Origin of the sequence: Bacillus bingmayongensis (assembly GCF_000299035.1) — a bacterium.
Classification (GTDB): domain Bacteria; phylum Bacillota; class Bacilli; order Bacillales; family Bacillaceae_G; genus Bacillus_A; species Bacillus_A bingmayongensis.
Genome location: NZ_JH921518.1, coordinates 1,233,603 through 1,251,839 on the forward strand (window position 1 = coordinate 1,233,603; position 18,237 = coordinate 1,251,839).

Here is an 18,237-nt window from a genome sequence, read left to right on the forward strand (position 1 = left end):
TTACCCTCCATTACTTCAATGTAAGAAATTCTGCAATTGGTCCTAATACTAACATTGGGAAGAACGTTAATGCACCAACGATTACAATCGTTCCAATGAAAATGCCCCCAAATAAACTATTATCTGTGCGGAATGTTCCTACTGTTTCTGGCACTACCGTCTTCTCTTTCAATGAATATGCAACAGCTAGCATTGTAATTAAGCTGAAATAACGTCCTAAAAACATAACTAAACCAGTTGTAATATTCCAAAACGGTGTATTATCTCCTAACCCTTCAAATCCAGATCCATTGTTAGCAGCAGAAGACGTGTATTCATATACAACTTGCGTTAACCCATGAAATCCTGAATGAGAAATAGCATCCGTTCCTAAATGCGTTGAAAGAGCCAATGCTGAAAATCCTAAAATAAGCAATGGATGAAATAATATCGTTACCGCAATTAATTTCATTTCTTTTCCTTCAATTTTTTTACCTAAAAATTCTGGTGTCCGTCCAACCATTAATCCAGATATAAAGACTGCGATAATTGCGTACATAATGATATTGACAAAGCCTGCACCAACCCCACCAAACACTGTATTTAACATCATGTTTACAAGTGGTACCGATCCGCCAATTGGTGTCAACGTGTCGTGCATCGTATTAACTGCACCTGTTTCGGCTGCCGTCGTTACTGTCGCATATAGCGAAGAAAATACCGTTCCAAATCGTACTTCTTTTCCTTCTGTACTGCCTTGCACGCTTTCCATTCCCATTTGATTTAATGCTGGGTTGCCATGCAATTCTGATGACACAATCGTTGTGAATCCCACTAAAAATACCATAAATAGTGAAACGAAAAGGATACGTCCTTGTTTTTTATTCCCTACCATTCTTCCGTACGTAAACGGTAAAGCTGTTGGTAATAGCATCATAAGCATCATTTGCAAAATGTTACTGATTTGTCCTGGGTTTTCAAATGGATGTGTGGAGTTTGCTCCGAAGAATCCACCACCATTATTACCTAGTTCCTTAATTGAAACGAATGAAGCTACAGGACCGCGTAAAATACTTTGTTTCACACCTTCAATCGTTTGTGCTGTAACCGCCCCATCTAAAGTTTGCGGTACACCAAGCGCAACAAATATCAGTGCTGTAACAAATGCAATCGGAAGAAAGACCCTTGTTAAAGCTCGTGTAAAATCAACGAAAAAGTTACCAAGTTCCTTGCCTGCTAATCCTCTTATAAAGGCCATTACAAGGGCTAATGTTGTTGCCGGTGCAGCAAACATTAAAAATGTAATCCCTATTAATTGTGATAAATAAGATAATCCATTTTCACCGCTATAATGCTGTAAGTTTGTATCTGCCATAAAGCTGATTGCTGTATTAAAAGCAAGCGTTGGCTCCATACCTTCAATATGTGCCGGATTTAACGGCAATACGCCTTGTAACCTGAAAATGAAATATACGACAACAATCATAAAACCATTAAGTGCAACTAGTGATAATGCATACTGTTTCCATGTTTGATTGTATGACTTCACACCTGTAATTTTGAAAATAAGCTTTTCAAAAGGTCCAAATACTTTATCTAGTTTTCTACTACCTTGAAAAGCCTTCTCTAAATAAATGCCCGTTGGCTTTGCCACAAGAATAAACAATAGCATTGTGATAACAACTGCGACCCAAATCATAATGAATGATTCCCCCTAATTAAAACTTTTCCGGATTTAATAACGCATAAACTAAATACACAGTAATCACTGCGACAATAACTGATAAGGCAATCATCATGATTGCTTCCCTTCTTTCACAACTTTATCTGACCAGCTCGCAAGCCCTATCATAGATGCTACTAATACAACAAAGATTCCGATCATCACTATATCTAGCATTCCAATCCCCCATCTCAAAAATGTTAAATTTTACCATCTACCTATCAAAAAAAGAACACTGAGGCTCTACTCAGTGTTCAAAAATGAACAACACAAAAGTAAACCTCCTCTCCAAACGCTTACGAGGTTAGCTGTCGGATTCGGGCCTAAAGAGTAGCCCTACTTTCGTAATGAAAGATTCACCCCAAGTGACAATGCACAAAATTGGTTCCCCCGCTCCAAATACTTGGACTCAGCGATATCAGGTTGTTTTTGGAAATATTATGAACAATTTATGAATGTAAATATACTCCTCTATATTTGAGTTGTAAAGAGGTATATTACTTAAAATAAGAAAGTTTTCACCTGTTTAACCGCTTACATTGATTGATATTAATATTTTACCGTCTGTTTTCTCGTTTTTTCTTTGCTTTTCATTAAAATTAACTTTTAATTTGAAATGATAATAAAAAAGAGCGAATAATTCCAGATACTATTTTAGTACCTAGAATCCGCTCTTTTCTCATTCGTAAGCCTATTATCCACTATAATCAGAATCATTCATCATTTGTTAATAACATGATAAAAACGTTCGTAAACTCCGCCCACGAAAGCACACTTGCGTCAACTCCACATGTATTTTTTCATACGCAATCAGCTCAATCTCTAAATACAAACTATCTCCTGATGGTAATATCATATATGGTTTTGGGAAAATAGAATCTTGCATTGCTAATTCTTCAACTCGCTCTACTGATACTGCCCAACGGTTCGCTATATCCTCTCGTAATAACACCTTCATCTTCACTTCCCCCACCCTATTCAAAAAATAAAAAAGAAATGTTATCACAGTTTGTAAACACTACAAATTTAGCTCCAATTGTTTGATAGAGCCTTACTGGATATCTTTTATTTCTTGTGACAACTGTAATAGGCGCTTGAAAAGAAAAACGAATACGTTCGGTAAAAAAGCCAACTGTTGGAAGTTCATCTCCTAGAAGGATTACTTTTTTAATCCCATTGCAAATATCGGTTAATTTCTGTTCCCCATTGCAGCAATAGGTTGCTTCAAATCCACATGCTCGCACTTCAGCTGCTACATGTTCATTTACTGTAAAAATAATCATATCTTGTTGAAAAGGTACTAATTCTCGTAAACTGTTTACTTTTTCCTCTTCCCCTACACAAATGAGCGTTACTTCTTTTTCCCCATCCATGCACATCTTCCTCCTTAGCATAAAAGAATTCAAATATAGCTTGATATTCTCCTATACTAATCAGACCGATGAAGCGATGTATCCATCAATGCACCATCCTCTCCCAAGACGCTTACGAAGTTAGCTGTCGGATTCGGACTTTGAGAGTAGCCCTACTTTCATCATGAAAGATTCACCCCTAGTGACCATGCACAATTTGGTTCCTCCGCTCCAAATTAATTGGACTCAGCGTTACAAAAAAACAGATTCTGGCTGATATAATACTCCTAAATATGGAAAAAGTAAACAATAAAAAAGCCAATTATAAAACTGGCTTCTTCATCAAATCCTGAATATTTATACATGACTTCCTTGACGTTTATATGCAAAATGATTCGTTGGTCCATGACCACTCCCAATATTTAATTGCTCTTCAATCGCTATACTAATAAACTTCTTCGCTTCTTGAACTGCTTCTTCGATTGGGTACCCTTTTGCAAGTCCCGCCGTTACAGCAGATGCAAATGTACAACCACTACCATGCGTTTGTTTGGAATCAATTCGTTCACTTCTATATTCAATAAACTGCTCACCATCAAATAAGAAATCAATTACTTCATTTCCTTGATACGCTGCATGTCCACCTTTCATAAGGACGTATTTAGCTCCTAATCTATGCAATTCTTTCGCAGCTTCTTTACTATCTTGGATGTTATGAATCTCCATCCCTGTTAATACTTCTGCTTCTGGTACATTCGGCGTCACAACTGTTGCAATTGGTAATAAATACTCCTTTAACGCTTGCACTGCTTCTTGTTGTAACAATGACGCTCCACCTTTTGCAATCATTACAGGATCTAGTACAATATTATTCCAGCCAAACTTTTTAATATTCTCTGCAACACCCTTAATAATTTCACTACTAAACAACATGCCAAGCTTCACAGCATCCGGTGTTAAATCAGTACCAATTGAATTTAATTGTTCCTGAATCCCTTGGGGCGTAACTGGATATACCCCTTGAACACCAAGTGTATTTTGGGCTGTAATAGCTGTAATGGCTGTCATTCCGTATACACCCAGCTCTTGAAATGTTTTTAAATCTGCTTGAATACCAGCACCACCGCCGCTATCAGATCCAGCAATTGTTAAAGCTTTATTCACTTTCATTTCACTCATCCTTTTCATCCAAAATAACGATGATAAATTGTTTTTGCTTCTACTATATCTTTCGTTCCATGCACGAGAACCCGGCCATCTTGAAATGCAACTAATCTCTTATCTTCAACTGAAAACGATAGTAAATATGGATTCACCATTAAATCCGCTACATGGTCACGCAACAGTTCTTTATATCGTTCAAAATCTAATCGTTCTTTATGCGGAGGTCTAATTTGGACTGTATTTCTTCCACATAAAACTGCTGTTTTTGAAGTATTATCCTTATTTAAATATGGATACACTGCTTCCTCACCACATGATGGACAATTATGTTTGCGAAGCTTTTGCACATTCATACATGAATATTCATTTTTCCATACATCAAACGATACAAGTCCATCTCGAAGTGCTTCATAATCCTCTACTAAAATTTTGAGAGTTTCCGTTACTTGATGAGAAACAACAAGAGATACAGCAGGTGAAATTATACCTGCTGTATCACATGTTGCTCCTCCAAGCGGGATAGATTGTAGTAAACAAGATAGACATGGTGTTTTTCCTGGTAAAATTGTATAAGAAAGACCATAGCTACCTACACATGCTCCATAAATCCATGGAATTGAATATTTTTGTGATATATCATTAGCGATAAAACGTGTTTCAAAATTATCAGTTGCATCAATTATCACATCCACATTTGTAACAAGCTGTTCTACCTCCTCTGCTGTTACATCTTGAACAAAAGCTTCTACGATTACATTGCTGTTAATTGCTTGCAGACGTCTCTGTGCGGCTACGGCCTTCGGAAAATTATTTTCTACATCTTCCTCACAATATAGCTGCTGACGTTGTAAATTACTCCAATCAATATAATCACGATCCACAATTGTCACTTTTCCAACACCAGCACGCACAAGCATCTCGGCGTTCGCACTACCAAGTGCCCCAGCGCCAATGATTAGTACATGTTTTTCTCCTATCTTTTGCTGTCCTTTTTCACCAATTGGCGAAAATAACTCTTGGCGAGAATAACGATTATTCAACTACACTCATTCCTTCTAACGGGCTACTTGCTGTCGCACAGCGTTTACGTAGAATACGTCCTGCTTCAAATCCTAAACGTCCCGCGTGAATACCTAGTTTCATTGCTTCTGCCATTTTAATAGGGTCTTTCGCACCTGATACAGCTGTATTTAATAACACACCGTCTGCTCCTAATTCCATAGCAAACGCAGCATCAGCAGGACTACCAACACCAGCATCGACAATGACTGGTACAGTTGCTTGTTCAATAATAAAGCTTAAATTTAATGGATTCACAATTCCAAGCCCTGAACCAATTGGTGAGGCACCAGGCATAATCGCATGCACACCAAGCTCCTGCAACTTACGAGCTAATACAACATCATCAGATGTATATGGAAGAACGATAAACCCTTCCTCAAGCAACATTTCAGATGCTTTTAAAGTCTCCACTGGATCTGGTAATAACGTTCTATCATCACCAATAACCTCTACTTTTACCATGTCACAAAGCCCTGAAGCTTTTGCTAATTTTGCAATACGAACTGCTGCCTCAGCATTTCTTGCTCCTGCTGTATTTGGCAATAATGTATATTTTTTCACATCAATTTTTTCTAATAAATTCGGTTGGCCTGCATCAAATATATCCATACGACGTACTGCAAATGTTAAAATTTCAGCCTCTGATACTTCAATTGCTTTTCTCTGCACATCAAAATCTGAAAATTTCCCTGTTCCTAATAAAAGTCTAGATTTGAATGTAAATGGTCCAATGTTTAACATAATCAACCGCCTCCTACGAAAGTTACAATCTCAATTTGGTCTCCATCAAAAACAGATGTATCTTGATGATCTTCTTTTTGTAAAATATCTTGGTTACGTTCTACCACAACAATCTTTGTATCTAATCCTAAATGTGTAAGCAATTCTGCTACTGTTTTAATGCTCACCGGTACCTCTACTTGCTTACCATTAATTTTTAAGTTCAAACTTCCATCCCCTTTCTATATAAACCTTTTCTTTTTAGATGTGAGAGAGCATCCGACCATGCATAGAAGCGGGCAGATCTTCTTCCTGCCCCATGCCAAGTAAAAACAAAGAGAAAAAAACCAATGTAGTTCAGCTTTTATTCTTTGTAACATTGACTTACATGTTAAAAAATCAAAATGTGTTTATATAAAGTGAAACTTTAATCAATATTTGTTCTCTTTATTCCCCATCAATCAGTCGTTTACTACCAGTTCATACAGGATAAATCGATTTAGAAAGCAATGAATCTAATAAATGATTCCCTTGCTTTCCTTCTATTAAATCGGCCATATATTGACCAGAAACGGGGCTTAATAAAATGCCGTTTCGGTAATGGCCAGTGCAAGCATATAATCCTTTTATTTCCTCATGTTCCCCCATATAAGGGACTTCATGATTAGATTGGGGGCGTAATCCCGCCCAAGTATTTTCCCATTCCGCTTCTTTTAAAGCTGGTAAAATTGTATACGCACGCTCTAATATCGATGTAATACTCTCTGGTTGTACAGACTTATTAAACGTATGTGGCTTCATCGTTGCTCCAATTACATAGCGTCCACCACGTTTTGGCGTGATATAAAACCGCTCTTGGAAAATCGGGGATTGCAATAGTGGTTTACGGCTCTTTACAGCAACAACTTCTCCTTTCACAGGGTATGTACCCCACTCTTTATCAAAATGATGAAGGAGTTTTGTGCTCCATGAACCACCGGCAATTACTACCTTTTCACATGGAATCATACCTTCATTTGTAATCATTCCTACTACTCGATTGTTTTCTATTTTGATATCAAATACTTCTGTTTGTTCATATATATCAGCACCAGAAATGGCCGCAGAATGCGCAAATGCCTTTGTCAGTTCCGGTGCAATAACATGACCATCTTTCGGATAATATACAGCGCCGGTAATAGACGAAGAGAGAAATGGCTCTTTTTCACGAAGCTCATCTCCTGTCATAAAATATGATTCTTCACCTGTTTTTTGTTGCCAATCCATAATATCTAGTATTCTTGTCTTCTCAGCTTCATTTTGGGCAATCCGATATATGCCTTTCTCTTCATATCCAATATCAATACCCGTTTTTTCGCGTAAAGCTCTTGCAAGTTGCGGAAATATTGCACGGCTTTCTCTAGCAAGCTCAAATAGTGGATCATACGCATCCCATTCTGCCTGTACACCAAGTAAACCTGCCGCTGCTTTAGAAGCTTCAGATGCAATCCTTTTCTTCTCAACAATCGCAACTTGGTATCCTCTTTCCGCTAGAAAATGTGCAACTGAACTACCAATTACACCACCGCCAATAATGGTTACATCATATATCTTACTCATGATTTTCCGCCCACTTTCTTATTGTTTCCTTATACATTCTTGCTTTCTCGTATGGATTACTATCACTTACAATTCCAGACATAACAGCAATACCACTCACACCAGAGCTAAGAACCGCTGCTGTATTTTGAGGTGTTATCCCACCAATAGCTGTAATCGGTATCGTTAATCGCCTTGCCATATCTGCAATTTCTTCTAACCCTCTTGCTGGAACACCCTGCTTACAATTCGTTGGAAATACATGACCATAAACAAGGGAATCTGCCCCGTTTTTGAAAGCTGTTATTGCTTCTTCCAAAGAATGCACAGAATACCCAACATGCAAATAAGAAAACTTTTCCTTTACAGATCTAACATCAGCACTTCGATACCCCAATTGTACGCGAGGGATATTTAATAAGATCGCTATATCAATTCGATCATTCATTACAAGCTTAGATGCTGGAAAGCCCCTCTTCAGGAGGCCCTCTACACCTTCATATAATTCTTTCGTGCTTTTCTCCCGCTCACGAATATGCAAATAATCAATCTCACTCTCAATCTGCATTGCTACATTCGCTAACTCTTTGAATGTCATCTGGCCATTTGAGATAACATGGAGCTCGTCTTTCATATTCATTCGCCTACTTTAAAATGTTTTCGAATAATTCATTAGCAGGAACGCTCTCTTTTGTCATTCCTTTTTCTTTCAACCATTTATTTTGTTTTTCCCATGACTCTTTTGAATCTGATAAAAATGGCTCATCTTTCGTTTCCATTTTCTCTAATAAAATTTTCATACTTTCTTTTTCAACTTCTGGAACAAGCGGGAAGTTTTCTTTTTCTTGATGATCTAATAAAATACCCAGTGCCTCATCGGGATTCTTCTTCATAAATTCGTATCCTTTTTTCGCACCGCGTAAAAAGGATTGCAACGCTTCTTTATCTTTTTTCAATGTTTTATCACCTGTTACAAAAACAAGTTCATGATAATTTGGTACACCATAGTCAGCTGGGTTAAAGTATGCAGGTTCATGGCCTTGATGACGCATAACAGGAACTTCATGGTTAATATAAGCACCTGTGACAGCATCTACCTTTTTCGTAATTAACGCTGGTACTAAATCAAACCCAACATCTACTACTTTTACGTTATCTGGATTACCACCAGCTTCTTTTACCATCGTTTTTAAATATGCCTCACTTAAAGGCGTTCCAGAATAACCTACTGTCTTTCCTTCTAAATCTTTTGGTGAATGAATTCCAGCCGATTTTAACGATACCACATGGTTTAATGGTGAACGTACAACCGCCCCAATTGATTTTACCGGGATTTGTTCATTTGCTTTTGCAATGACAACATCTGGCTGGTAATATAAACCGACTGTTACTTTCCCTGCTGCCGCTAACGTTAATGGGTCCGTCGGATTAGAAGGAAATTTAATATTCACTTTCACTCCTTCTTCTTTAAAATATCCTTTTTCAATTGCCGCATAGATAAAACTATGGACCGCATTTGGATACCAATCGAGCATCACTGTAATTTCTTTTTCTTTCTTTTTCTTATCTGATGCCGAATTACTAGAACATCCTGCAATCATTGCAACTAATAATGTAAACACAAAGATGCGTTTGAATAATTTCATGAATGTTTCCTCCAACTAATCAATTTCTTTTCTAATATAGAAACCAGTAATACAAAGAAGATGGCTAATAATGATAAGAGTACAATAGGTGCAAATACGCCTGCTCCATCTAATTGTGTCATCATTCGTTTACTAAAGTACCCTAGACCCGCTTGAGCGCCAAGCCACTCACCAATTGCTGCTCCAATGACACTAAGAGGAACTGCAATTTTTAAAGCAGAGAAAAAGTAAGGAAGTGCAGATGGCAACTTTAACTTTAGAAAAATGTCTTTTTTCGTTGCACCGTATGTTACTAAAAGTTCCTCCCATTCCTTTTTTGTACTGCGTAATCCGTCATACGTATTTACTGCAATCGGGAAAAATGTAATCAAAACTGTCACAACTACCTTGCTCCAAATTGAATATCCAAACCATAAAACAAATAATGGCGCTAGAGCTGTAATTGGAATCGTTTGTGATGCAACTAACAGTGGATAAAATGCTCTTTCCATCCATGAACTAGCATTCATTAACATCGCGAGTCCCACACCGAGCACGATGGAAATAACAACTCCTATTAAAACTACGTATAATGTCGCCGGTAGATGAACTGTAAGCAATATATCTCGCAACGCCCACATTTTAGCTAGAATTGCAGTCGGGGATGGTAAGATGTACATCTCGTCTACAATTCTAGCTCCCACTTCCCAGCTCACAAGTAAAATGCTACTTAAAATCAATGCAGGTAATAATTCTGTCATACGTTTCATACGAGCACCTGTCTTTGCAACATACCAAGTAGCTCATCTTTTAGCGCGAGTATCTCAGGCTTATACAAATCTTTTCTTGAACGATCAGTTCCAAGGGGAACGATACGCTCCGTCAAAGTTGTTATGGGCTGCTCCTTCACAACTAAAATTCGATTAGAAAGAAAAAGAGCTTCCTCCACATCGTGCGTAATAAATAAAATTGTTTTTTGCCATTGTTTCCATTGTTCAAACAACCATTCTTGCAAAGTTGATTTCGTTAATGCATCTAGTGCACTGAACGGTTCATCTAACAGTAAAATATTCCCACCTGTTAATAAGGTTCGAATAAAGGATACCCGTTGCCGCATTCCACCAGATAAATCTTTCGGATATTTATCCTCGTATCCTTGCAAACCAAATTGTTCTAAGAGTTCCTTTGCCTTTACATGCGCTTCTTTTTTCTTTACACCCTGACATTCTAAAGGTAATGCCGCATTTTCAATAATCGTTCTCCACGGCAGGAGCATATCTTTTTGTGGCATATATCCTACAGGATGACTCGTTGTTTCTGTCAGTTGGATAGTTCCAGCCGTCGGTTCTTCTAATCCTGTAATTAAACGAAACAATGTACTTTTGCCACAGCCACTCGGTCCAATGATGCTAACAAACTCCTTTTCTTGCACGAAAGCATCTAGGCCGTTTATGATTGGCTTTTCATCATAATGAAAAGAAACATTATGAAATTGTAGTATGCTCTTGTTCCTCAAAACCCCACATCTCCTTACGATACGCCATATCCCAGAATAAGTACTCAAATCGGCTGGAATATAAGAAAATCTCTTCTAATTTGGCTAACTCTTGTTCAGATCTCCCAATAGCTAGTTCATTTAATAAATCCATTAACCAAATGCAAAGATCTCCATATTCTTCTGAGCTATATCCTTGAATCCACTCCCCAAAGAACTCATGATCCCTTGCTCCCGGAATATCATTTAAACGTTTTCCAATTTCCCAGTAGCTCCACATACATGGAAGAAGAGCCGCAATTAACTCTGCAAGCGTACCATTTTGAGATACTGACATCATATAGTTTGTATACGCTAAATTTTTAGCAGATGGTTTTGCCTCTTCCATCTCCTTTACAGAAATACCAAGGCGTTTTGCATACTGTTTATGGATTGTCATTTCTCCATTTAAAATGCCATCTATTTGTTCTGCAAATTTTGCCATAACTTGCGGATTAGTCGCTTTCACAACTCCAATTGCATATAGTTTTGCATAATCTAGTAAATATAAATAATCTTGTATGATGTAATATTGGAATTTATCTTTGTCTAACGTACCGTCCCCCATCCCCGTTACAAACGGGTGATTATGACTTTTTTCCCAAACAGGCTGCACAGTCTCAAATAATCTCTCACAAAATTTCATTTATATTTCCCCTTCCTTCATATCTGTTTATCTAAATAAAAAAGCCACTCCTATATATAAGAAGTGGCTACAGCAAATAAAAACACATTTATTCGTTGTTCCACTTCCCTTCGCTAGTATTACCTAGATCAGGTCCGTAAGGGTTAAGGATTATTCCTCTCTCAGCATGCAAAGCACCCCTAGTGGTTGTTACTATGAATTTGTCCAATAAAAAAGCCCTGTTTCTTTACGCAAAGAAACAGGGACTGACTGTTCATGTCCGAATTGCTTCCCTACGCTAGCATAATCTAGATCAGGTAATAAAAAGGATCAAAGACTCTCGGTCTTACTCTCAGCTGGCAACACCAGCTCTCCTAGCACAATATGAAATTACCATAGTCAGTATAACACTGTCGTGGGTCATCAGCAACTGTTTTAACTTATTGTAATCCCATTTATCCTAATTGATAAGGATTAATAACCAGTTGGCTTACAGATTATAAAACGAGAATTATTTACATCTAAGTTCCACTATATAAAATATGAAAAATAAACATTCATATAGGCATGGCTACTTGTTCTCCTACTAATAAGTACAAAAGCAACTTTTCACTGTCTATTCAGAAAATATCGATTATCCTTTATTCATATTATAATGATTATTTATCTGTTATTCTTGTCATATATTTCGATTCCATTAAAAAATTGTTATTTTTTCTCATTTCATATTACAGTTATGTGAACAATGCACAAAGTATTATATCTTTATACTATAATAAAAAATATATTAATACATCTATGGGGGGCTAATATTAGATGAAACAGAAAGCTACAGCTTTAACGGCAACTACTGTCGCAGTCGCCTCTCTACTTCCATCCATAAATCAAGTAGATACGCGCACTGTAGCAGCTCAGCAATTGCCTACTCAAAACACTCAAACTATAAAATCAGACACAAAAATATTATATTTGAATAATGCAATAAACACAAGAAATAAAACTAACTCCTTAAAAAAAACAGATATTGCGTTTACTACATCTACTAAACTTAAAAATAGTTATATCGTAAATGCCAATATTTTAAACGTTCGCTCTGAGCCAAATATCAAATCCTCTATTATTGATAGATTACCAAACGGCAAATTCATCTCTGTACAAGAAACAAAAGGGGAGTGGTATAAAATCTCACATAATGGGCAAGTAGGATATGTAAAAAAAGAATTTGTATCGCATACATCAGAGCCATTAGTAAAAGGAATTACGACACAAAATCAATCTTCCTTTTATGTTGGTGCACCTGTATTAAAAGTCCGCAGTGGGGCCGGAACAAATACCTCCGTGATTGGATCTTTACAAAACGGAACACAAGTAGAAGTTATAGAAACAGTCGGTACTTGGTATAAAATCCGTTTTGGAACAGCTTATGGATTTGTAGCACAACATTATATCATTCAAAAGCAACCACAACCTAAACAAGCCGCTCCTTCTATTCCTGCTGTTTTTAAATTTCCTACTCAAGGAACGATTAGTTCTACATTTGATATGCGCTGGGAACAAATGCATTATGGTGTAGATATTACCGCACCAGGTAATGTTTCAATTCATGCAGCTGCTGCAGGAAAAGTTATAAAGTCTTATTACTCCGCTAGCTATGGAAATGTCGTATTTGTGGCACATTATATTCAAGGTAAACGATATACAACAGTTTACGCTCATATGAAAGACCGTTCAGTAGAAGTTGGTGATCAAGTTCAAACCGGGCAATTATTAGGACATATGAGAAATACAGGTCATTCATTTGGACAACATCTCCATTTTGAATTACATAATGGTGAATGGAATTTTGAAAAAACAAACGCAGTAAATCCACTGCCTTATTTGGTTCGGTAATATTGTATGCCACGTAATATTCCCTTAATAATTGAGTATTTAGCTTTTCTCGGTTTAATCTGTTGCTTAGTAATTTACAATACTAACCTTGTCTTTTTAGCTATCATCATCTCATTTGTTGCAATTGAATCTTTGATGGAAGTATTCAAAATCCGTCTAAAGAAACAAATTTCTCATATATATGCTGCATTTGTTATTATCGGCGGTTTAATAACAAATATTATTTATAGTGGGTTTCATGTTGCTGCTATATTCCCTGTATTTTTTATAGGGGTATTAGTAATTATTTCCCAATATATCTATATTCCTGAGCACCGTAAGAAGCAGCAAGAAGCTTAGAACAATCTTCTACATTTACGACTACAAAAGGGATCCCACCTGAAGGTGAGATCCCTTTTTCTATATACACTATATTACTTGAACAAAGAAAAACGAAGGGCTTCTCTTTATCCGCACGCATATCGTTCATAAATAAAACTTAAATTATACTTCTTTTCTAAGCCCATTCGTTGTTCATCATCACACCAGTAAAATAAAATATCATGAATCGTTGCATAGCGCTTATTCTTTAGAAATTGCTTAATAAATGACGGTAAACAATCATGTAATTGTATAAATATATAATTCCGCAAGATTTCTTCTTTATGTTCAATTCCTTTACAAACATACATCAACTCTTCACAATAATATGCATGTTGCGGAACTTGAATCATTTCAAAAAATGGTACATATGATAATAGTTTTCCAATGAAGTGCTCGTATCGATTCATAAACTCAAACGACATGTGCTCCATCATTTCCTTCATTACATAAAGATAATCATCCACATGCGTAGTTTTTAACGGATTAAGGCGGTCAGAAATTTGAGCAATTACAGCCCTTTGACATGCAACAACAGAACGACTCGGTCCATAATATGTTAAAAAATCTGTACACTTACGATATTTTTTTAATAAGTCATATATGTATATGTCATAAACGTATGTATTACAGTATATTGCTAAATGCATCATCTCTTGATCCAATTCTTCTTTGGACAATAATTTTGCCTGTTTGCAAATATAAAAGAATGTAAGTTCCATTACTTCCTTATGAGATAATAGGTTTTCACATTTTTCAATACATTTTTCATTAAATTTAATTCTTTCCCATATGATTATATCTTTATTTTCTAATTCACCGACTCGATATTTTACGATTAAGTAGTTCCAAGCCACAACTTGAGTTAAAATATCCCATGTTTCATATTCCATAGATGTATGCACAAATTCATCTAACCTTTGATTCACCATAAATGTATAAGCTTCTTTATACCAACCAATTTCCTGGCATAAACGAACAATACGAACTAAAGTTGGTATTTCATCTTTATGAAACTGTGGCAAGCTCTGTACTTTATTCATTGCATATAAGATAAACGGAGCCAAGTTTTCTTGTTTATAAAATTCTTTTTCTTTCCAAGCTAAAATTGTCCGTTCTTTTCCTTCGCCTTTTGGACGATTTGGTACAAGTAAAGAAAATAAATCCGCAAAATTATTTGGTTCCACATAGACATCTGTAACCAAATTCCAATTGGGGTTACTCTGTACATCCCTCATATCATTTCCCCTCCGTTTCTATTTATATATGAAATCCTTGATAGCGTAGTAGATAATCATAGCATTATCGATATTAATATATTCAAAATCCCTTATGAAACTTATATTTATTATTATATCATTTTTTAACATAACAAAAATTAGTAATAAAAATTATTAACCAAAATTTCAAATAAGCTTAACATACGTCATTCTCCAGATATACTTAATAAAGCATCTTTACATCTTCTATACATCTATTCCTAATATTTTGGATACGTTTTAATCACAATATAGTTTTACTTGCATTATTAATAAAACGTATCCAATCTTACTTATTTTCTAACATCTAAACACACTGTATTTTCTAGACTAAAAAATACTCTGTATATACTCCTTTATTCTGTATGCTCGGAAATCTCACTTAAAGCAAATCCTGCTTGATCATCAGCTTTCTCTGTTGTTGCTAAATCACCTAGCGCTAACATCCCAACAAGCTCGCCATTTTCAACTACAGGTAGTCTTCTGATTTGGTGCTGTGCCATTAACTCCGTAGCCTTTTCAATAGAGTCATCAGGAGATACGGAAACAATTCCTGTTGTCATGACATTTGTAATTTTATTAGACCCAGGATGTTTCTCAGCAATTCCACGAACAACTAAATCACGATCTGTGACAAGACCAACCACTTGATTGTTCTCTACAACTGGAATCATTCCAATGTCCTCTTCTTTCATTTTCACAGCAGCTTCATATACATTATCTAGCGGTGTACATTGTACGATATCGGTACTCATAAATTCTCTAACTGTTGTCATGTAGCTCTATTCCCTCCTTTTTATACATACTATAGTTTTTCCAAATTCCCTTTATTTATTATGAAATAAAGGGAATTTTAGATTGATCCTATCTTGTATTAGAAAAGGAAAGAACTTTCACATTATATTTTCACACAAAAAAGAGCCAGCTAATTGCTGACTCTTTTATATGACCCGTACGGGATTCGAACCCGTGTTACCGCCGTGAAAGGGCGGTGTCTTAACCACTTGACCAACGGGCCATGGCTCCGCAGGTAGGACTCGAACCTACGACCGATCGGTTAACAGCCGATAGCTCTACCACTGAGCTACTGCGGAATATGGTGGGCCTAAATGGACTCGAACCATCGACCTCACGCTTATCAGGCGTGCGCTCTAACCAGCTGAGCTATAGGCCCTTATTTTCTACAGGGGCAGTAGGAATCGAACCCACACCGGAGGTTTTGGAGACCTCTGTTCTACCTTTAAACTATGCCCCTAAGTGGTGCCGGCTAGAGGACTTGAACCCCCAACCTACTGATTACAAGTCAGTTGCTCTACCAATTGAGCTAAGCCGGCTTGTCAAAAAAAAGATGGCTCGGGACGGAATCGAACCGCCGACACGAGGATTTTCAGTCCTCTGCTCTACCGACTGAGCTACCGAGCCTTTATGTAAATGGCGGTCCCGACCGGGGTCGAACCGGCGATCTCCTGCGTGACAGGCAGGCATGTTAACCACTACACCACGGGACCATTGGTTGCGGGGACAGGATTTGAACCTGCGACCTTCGGGTTATGAGCCCGACGAGCTACCAGACTGCTCCACCCCGCGACGATATAATATTATTTTAAAAATGGAGGAGGTAGAGGGATTCGAACCCCCGCGCGACTCTCGCCGCCTGTCGGTTTTCAAGACCGATCCCTTCAGCCGGACTTGGGTATACCTCCATGAAGTAAATATTAATTATATCTTTTAGTTATCTTTATACATCTAATAGTTTTTATTAACTATCCTATCATTCCATTTTAATTATTATAAAATGGAGGAGGTAGAGGGATTCGAACCCCCGCGCGACTCTCGCCGCCTGTCGGTTTTCAAGACCGATCCCTTCAGCCAGACTTGGGTATACCTCCATGAAGTAAATATTAATTATATCTTTTAGTTATCTTTATACATCTAATAGTTTTTATTAACTATCCTATCATTCCATTTTAATTATTATAAAATGGAGGAGGTAGAGGGATTCGAACCCCCGCGCGACTCTCGCCGCCTGTCGGTTTTCAAGACCGATCCCTTCAGCCAGACTTGGGTATACCTCCATGAAGTAAATATTAATTATATCTTTTAGTTATCTTTATACATCTAATAGTTTTTATTAACTATCCTATCATTCCATTTTAATTATTATAAAATGGAGGAGGTAGAGGGATTCGAACCCCCGCGCGACTCTCGCCGCCTGTCGGTTTTCAAGACCGATCCCTTCAGCCAGACTTGGGTATACCTCCATAAAACTAAAGTGGAGCCTAGCGGGATCGAACCGCTGACCTCCTGCGTGCAAGGCAGGCGCTCTCCCAGCTGAGCTAAGGCCCCATGTTTTAAATATCGGGAAGACAGGATTTGAACCTGCGACCCCCTGGTCCCAAACCAGGTGCTCTACCAAGCTGAGCCACTTCCCGTTAATAAAGCGCGCCCGAGAGGACTCGAACCCCTAACCTTTTGATCCGTAGTCAAACGCTCTATCCAATTGAGCTACGGGCGCATATGGTGCCGAGGGCGGGGGTCGAACCCGCACGGTGGTCACCCACCGCAGGATTTTAAGTCCTGTGCGTCTGCCTGTTCCGCCACCCCGGCATGTCATATTGAAAATTGGAGCGGAAGACGGGATTCGAACCCGCGACCCCAACCTTGGCAAGGTTGTATTCTACCACTGAACTACTTCCGCATGACATGTATGAGATATTTTATTAAAAGTGCGGGTGAAGGGAGTCGAACCCCCACGCCAAAGGCGCCAGATCCTAAGTCTGGTGCGTCTGCCAATTCCGCCACACCCGCATATTTTTTTAAAATGGTGAGCCATGAAGGACTCGAACCTTCGACCCTCTGATTAAAAGTCAGATGCTCTACCAACTGAGCTAATGGCTCTTAATGGCTGGGCTAGCTGGATTCGAACCAGCGCATGACGGAGTCAAAGTCCGTTGCCTTACCGCTTGGCTATAGCCCATTAATTAAGAAATGGTGGAGGGGGGCAGATTCGAACTGCCGAACCCGAAGGAGCGGATTTACAGTCCGCCGCGTTTAGCCACTTCGCTACCCCTCCGACATTATATGGTGGAGGATGACGGGATCGAACCGCCGACCCCCTGCTTGTAAGGCAGGTGCTCTCCCAGCTGAGCTAATCCTCCATTTTGCCTGGCAACGTCCTACTCTCACAGGGGCAAGGCCCCAACTACCATCGGCGCTAGAGAGCTTAACTTCCGTGTTCGGTATGGGAACGAGTGTGACCTCTCTGCCATCATTACCAGACTATATTCATTTGAGACAAACATTATTATACTTAATTGATTAAAAAATTCAACAAGTTTTTTATGTTCTCTCAAAACTAGATAACAC

General features: G+C 38.0%; 19 protein-coding genes, 22 tRNA genes, 1 rRNA gene and 4 riboswitches. Of the genes, 2 read left to right on the top strand and 40 right to left on the bottom strand.

Annotated elements, in window-relative coordinates:
• Positions 1-10: 10 nt before the first annotated feature.
• From kdpA to tenA, 15 genes are all read right to left on the bottom strand, one after another.
• Complete coding sequence (gene kdpA / locus Y7E_RS0120835; RefSeq protein ID WP_017153209.1) at positions 11-1,678, bottom strand: potassium-transporting ATPase subunit KdpA; 1,668 nt, start codon at positions 1,676-1,678, stop codon at positions 11-13.
• A 19-nt stretch (positions 1,679-1,697) separates the two neighbouring features.
• A complete protein-coding gene (gene kdpF / locus Y7E_RS30160; protein ID WP_000972380.1) occupies positions 1,698-1,778 on the bottom strand; it encodes a K(+)-transporting ATPase subunit F in 81 nt (26 codons plus the stop codon).
• On the bottom strand, positions 1,775-1,879 hold the full coding sequence (locus Y7E_RS0120845) for a hypothetical protein (RefSeq protein ID WP_017153210.1): 105 nt from the start codon (positions 1,877-1,879) through the stop codon (positions 1,775-1,777). Before Y7E_RS0120845 ends, kdpF begins: the two co-directional genes overlap by 4 nt.
• Before the next feature lie 102 nt (positions 1,880-1,981).
• A riboswitch (cyclic di-AMP (ydaO/yuaA leader) is annotated at positions 1,982-2,127 on the bottom strand.
• A gap of 302 nt (positions 2,128-2,429) precedes the next feature.
• Entirely contained in the window at positions 2,430-2,660 is a 231-nt protein-coding gene (locus Y7E_RS0120850; RefSeq protein ID WP_017153211.1) for a hypothetical protein, read from the bottom strand.
• A 16-nt stretch (positions 2,661-2,676) separates the two neighbouring features.
• Positions 2,677-3,075, bottom strand: a complete 399-nt coding sequence (locus Y7E_RS0120855; protein ID WP_017153212.1) for a hypothetical protein — start codon at positions 3,073-3,075, stop codon at positions 2,677-2,679.
• A gap of 93 nt (positions 3,076-3,168) precedes the next feature.
• A riboswitch (cyclic di-AMP (ydaO/yuaA leader) is annotated at positions 3,169-3,316 on the bottom strand.
• A gap of 95 nt (positions 3,317-3,411) precedes the next feature.
• Complete coding sequence (thiD, locus tag Y7E_RS0120860; RefSeq protein ID WP_081584681.1) at positions 3,412-4,233, bottom strand: bifunctional hydroxymethylpyrimidine kinase/phosphomethylpyrimidine kinase; 822 nt, start codon at positions 4,231-4,233, stop codon at positions 3,412-3,414.
• Positions 4,234-4,238: 5 nt separating this feature from the next.
• Positions 4,239-5,258 (bottom strand): thiazole biosynthesis adenylyltransferase ThiF, encoded by a 1,020-nt coding sequence (locus Y7E_RS0120865; protein WP_017153214.1) that lies wholly within the window; start codon positions 5,256-5,258, stop codon positions 4,239-4,241.
• Positions 5,251-6,021: a thiazole synthase gene (locus Y7E_RS0120870; RefSeq protein ID WP_017153215.1), complete on the bottom strand. Its 771-nt coding sequence runs from the start codon at positions 6,019-6,021 to the stop codon at positions 5,251-5,253. The genes Y7E_RS0120865 and Y7E_RS0120870 overlap by 8 nt, the downstream gene beginning before the upstream one ends.
• 2 nt (positions 6,022-6,023) lie before the next feature.
• Positions 6,024-6,227, bottom strand: coding sequence for a sulfur carrier protein ThiS (gene thiS / locus Y7E_RS0120875; RefSeq protein ID WP_017153216.1), 204 nt, complete (start codon positions 6,225-6,227; stop codon positions 6,024-6,026).
• Positions 6,228-6,480: 253 nt separating this feature from the next.
• Positions 6,481-7,599: a glycine oxidase ThiO gene (thiO, locus tag Y7E_RS0120880; protein ID WP_017153217.1), complete on the bottom strand. Its 1,119-nt coding sequence runs from the start codon at positions 7,597-7,599 to the stop codon at positions 6,481-6,483.
• Positions 7,592-8,212 carry a thiazole tautomerase TenI gene (gene tenI / locus Y7E_RS0120885; RefSeq protein ID WP_017153218.1) on the bottom strand — a complete coding sequence of 207 codons (621 nt, stop codon included), beginning with the start codon at positions 8,210-8,212 and terminating at the stop codon, positions 7,592-7,594. Before tenI ends, thiO begins: the two co-directional genes overlap by 8 nt.
• Before the next feature lie 10 nt (positions 8,213-8,222).
• Complete coding sequence (locus Y7E_RS0120890; RefSeq protein WP_017153219.1) at positions 8,223-9,224, bottom strand: ABC transporter substrate-binding protein; 1,002 nt, start codon at positions 9,222-9,224, stop codon at positions 8,223-8,225.
• Positions 9,221-9,973, bottom strand: a complete 753-nt coding sequence (locus Y7E_RS0120895) for an ABC transporter permease (RefSeq protein WP_017153220.1) — start codon at positions 9,971-9,973, stop codon at positions 9,221-9,223. The genes Y7E_RS0120890 and Y7E_RS0120895 overlap by 4 nt, the downstream gene beginning before the upstream one ends.
• Positions 9,970-10,719, bottom strand: coding sequence for an ABC transporter ATP-binding protein (locus Y7E_RS0120900; protein ID WP_017153221.1), 750 nt, complete (start codon positions 10,717-10,719; stop codon positions 9,970-9,972). Before Y7E_RS0120900 ends, Y7E_RS0120895 begins: the two co-directional genes overlap by 4 nt.
• Positions 10,688-11,383, bottom strand: a complete 696-nt coding sequence (gene tenA, locus Y7E_RS0120905) for a thiaminase II (protein WP_017153222.1) — start codon at positions 11,381-11,383, stop codon at positions 10,688-10,690. The genes Y7E_RS0120900 and tenA overlap by 32 nt, the downstream gene beginning before the upstream one ends.
• A gap of 88 nt (positions 11,384-11,471) precedes the next feature.
• A riboswitch (TPP riboswitch) is annotated at positions 11,472-11,574 on the bottom strand.
• Between the two features lie 61 nt (positions 11,575-11,635).
• Positions 11,636-11,748: riboswitch (TPP riboswitch) on the bottom strand.
• Positions 11,749-12,178: 430 nt separating this feature from the next.
• Between tenA and Y7E_RS0120910 the strand changes: the two genes are divergently transcribed.
• Both Y7E_RS0120910 and Y7E_RS0120915 read left to right on the top strand, forming a co-directional pair.
• A complete protein-coding gene (locus Y7E_RS0120910) occupies positions 12,179-13,252 on the top strand; it encodes an SH3 domain-containing protein (RefSeq protein WP_017153223.1) in 1,074 nt (357 codons plus the stop codon).
• A gap of 6 nt (positions 13,253-13,258) precedes the next feature.
• Positions 13,259-13,591, top strand: a complete 333-nt coding sequence (locus Y7E_RS0120915; protein WP_017153224.1) for a hypothetical protein — start codon at positions 13,259-13,261, stop codon at positions 13,589-13,591.
• Positions 13,592-13,698: 107 nt separating this feature from the next.
• Here Y7E_RS0120915 and Y7E_RS0120920 read toward each other — a convergent pair whose 3' ends face one another.
• The 25 genes from Y7E_RS0120920 to rrf form a co-directional block, all read right to left on the bottom strand.
• The gene (locus Y7E_RS0120920) at positions 13,699-14,850 is read right to left on the bottom strand and encodes a DUF3965 domain-containing protein (RefSeq protein ID WP_017153225.1); all 1,152 of its coding nucleotides are present in this window, start codon (positions 14,848-14,850) and stop codon (positions 13,699-13,701) included.
• Positions 14,851-15,227: 377 nt separating this feature from the next.
• Positions 15,228-15,647, bottom strand: a complete 420-nt coding sequence (locus tag Y7E_RS0120925) for a CBS domain-containing protein (RefSeq protein ID WP_017153226.1) — start codon at positions 15,645-15,647, stop codon at positions 15,228-15,230.
• Positions 15,648-15,817: 170 nt separating this feature from the next.
• A tRNA-Glu gene (locus Y7E_RS0120930) sits at positions 15,818-15,889 on the bottom strand.
• Position 15,890: 1 nt separating this feature from the next.
• A tRNA-Asn gene (locus tag Y7E_RS0120935) sits at positions 15,891-15,965 on the bottom strand.
• 3 nt (positions 15,966-15,968) lie between these two features.
• Positions 15,969-16,045 (bottom strand) — tRNA-Ile (locus Y7E_RS0120940).
• A 10-nt stretch (positions 16,046-16,055) separates the two neighbouring features.
• Positions 16,056-16,126, bottom strand: a tRNA-Trp gene (locus Y7E_RS0120945).
• A 3-nt stretch (positions 16,127-16,129) separates the two neighbouring features.
• A tRNA-Thr gene (locus Y7E_RS0120950) sits at positions 16,130-16,205 on the bottom strand.
• Positions 16,206-16,220: 15 nt separating this feature from the next.
• Positions 16,221-16,293: transfer RNA gene (locus Y7E_RS0120955), tRNA-Phe, on the bottom strand.
• 10 nt (positions 16,294-16,303) lie between these two features.
• Positions 16,304-16,379: transfer RNA gene (locus Y7E_RS0120960), tRNA-Asp, on the bottom strand.
• Between the two features lie 2 nt (positions 16,380-16,381).
• A tRNA-Met gene (locus Y7E_RS0120965) sits at positions 16,382-16,458 on the bottom strand.
• A gap of 23 nt (positions 16,459-16,481) precedes the next feature.
• Positions 16,482-16,574, bottom strand: a tRNA-Ser gene (locus Y7E_RS0120970).
• Between the two features lie 93 nt (positions 16,575-16,667).
• Positions 16,668-16,760, bottom strand: a tRNA-Ser gene (locus Y7E_RS0120975).
• 93 nt (positions 16,761-16,853) lie between these two features.
• Positions 16,854-16,946, bottom strand: a tRNA-Ser gene (locus Y7E_RS0120980).
• Positions 16,947-17,039: 93 nt separating this feature from the next.
• Positions 17,040-17,132, bottom strand: a tRNA-Ser gene (locus Y7E_RS0120985).
• Between the two features lie 12 nt (positions 17,133-17,144).
• A tRNA-Ala gene (locus tag Y7E_RS0120990) sits at positions 17,145-17,217 on the bottom strand.
• A 12-nt stretch (positions 17,218-17,229) separates the two neighbouring features.
• A tRNA-Pro gene (locus Y7E_RS0120995) sits at positions 17,230-17,303 on the bottom strand.
• Between the two features lie 9 nt (positions 17,304-17,312).
• Positions 17,313-17,386 (bottom strand) — tRNA-Arg (locus tag Y7E_RS0121000).
• 3 nt (positions 17,387-17,389) lie between these two features.
• Positions 17,390-17,478: transfer RNA gene (locus tag Y7E_RS0121005), tRNA-Leu, on the bottom strand.
• 16 nt (positions 17,479-17,494) lie between these two features.
• Positions 17,495-17,569 (bottom strand) — tRNA-Gly (locus Y7E_RS0121010).
• A gap of 29 nt (positions 17,570-17,598) precedes the next feature.
• A tRNA-Leu gene (locus Y7E_RS0121015) sits at positions 17,599-17,679 on the bottom strand.
• A 14-nt stretch (positions 17,680-17,693) separates the two neighbouring features.
• Positions 17,694-17,769: transfer RNA gene (locus Y7E_RS0121020), tRNA-Lys, on the bottom strand.
• A gap of 4 nt (positions 17,770-17,773) precedes the next feature.
• Positions 17,774-17,848, bottom strand: a tRNA-Gln gene (locus Y7E_RS0121025).
• 12 nt (positions 17,849-17,860) lie between these two features.
• Positions 17,861-17,944: transfer RNA gene (locus tag Y7E_RS0121030), tRNA-Tyr, on the bottom strand.
• Between the two features lie 9 nt (positions 17,945-17,953).
• Positions 17,954-18,029: transfer RNA gene (locus Y7E_RS0121035), tRNA-Val, on the bottom strand.
• 5 nt (positions 18,030-18,034) lie between these two features.
• Positions 18,035-18,150, bottom strand: a 5S ribosomal RNA gene (rrf, locus tag Y7E_RS0121040).
• Between the last annotated feature and the right edge of the window lie 87 nt (positions 18,151-18,237).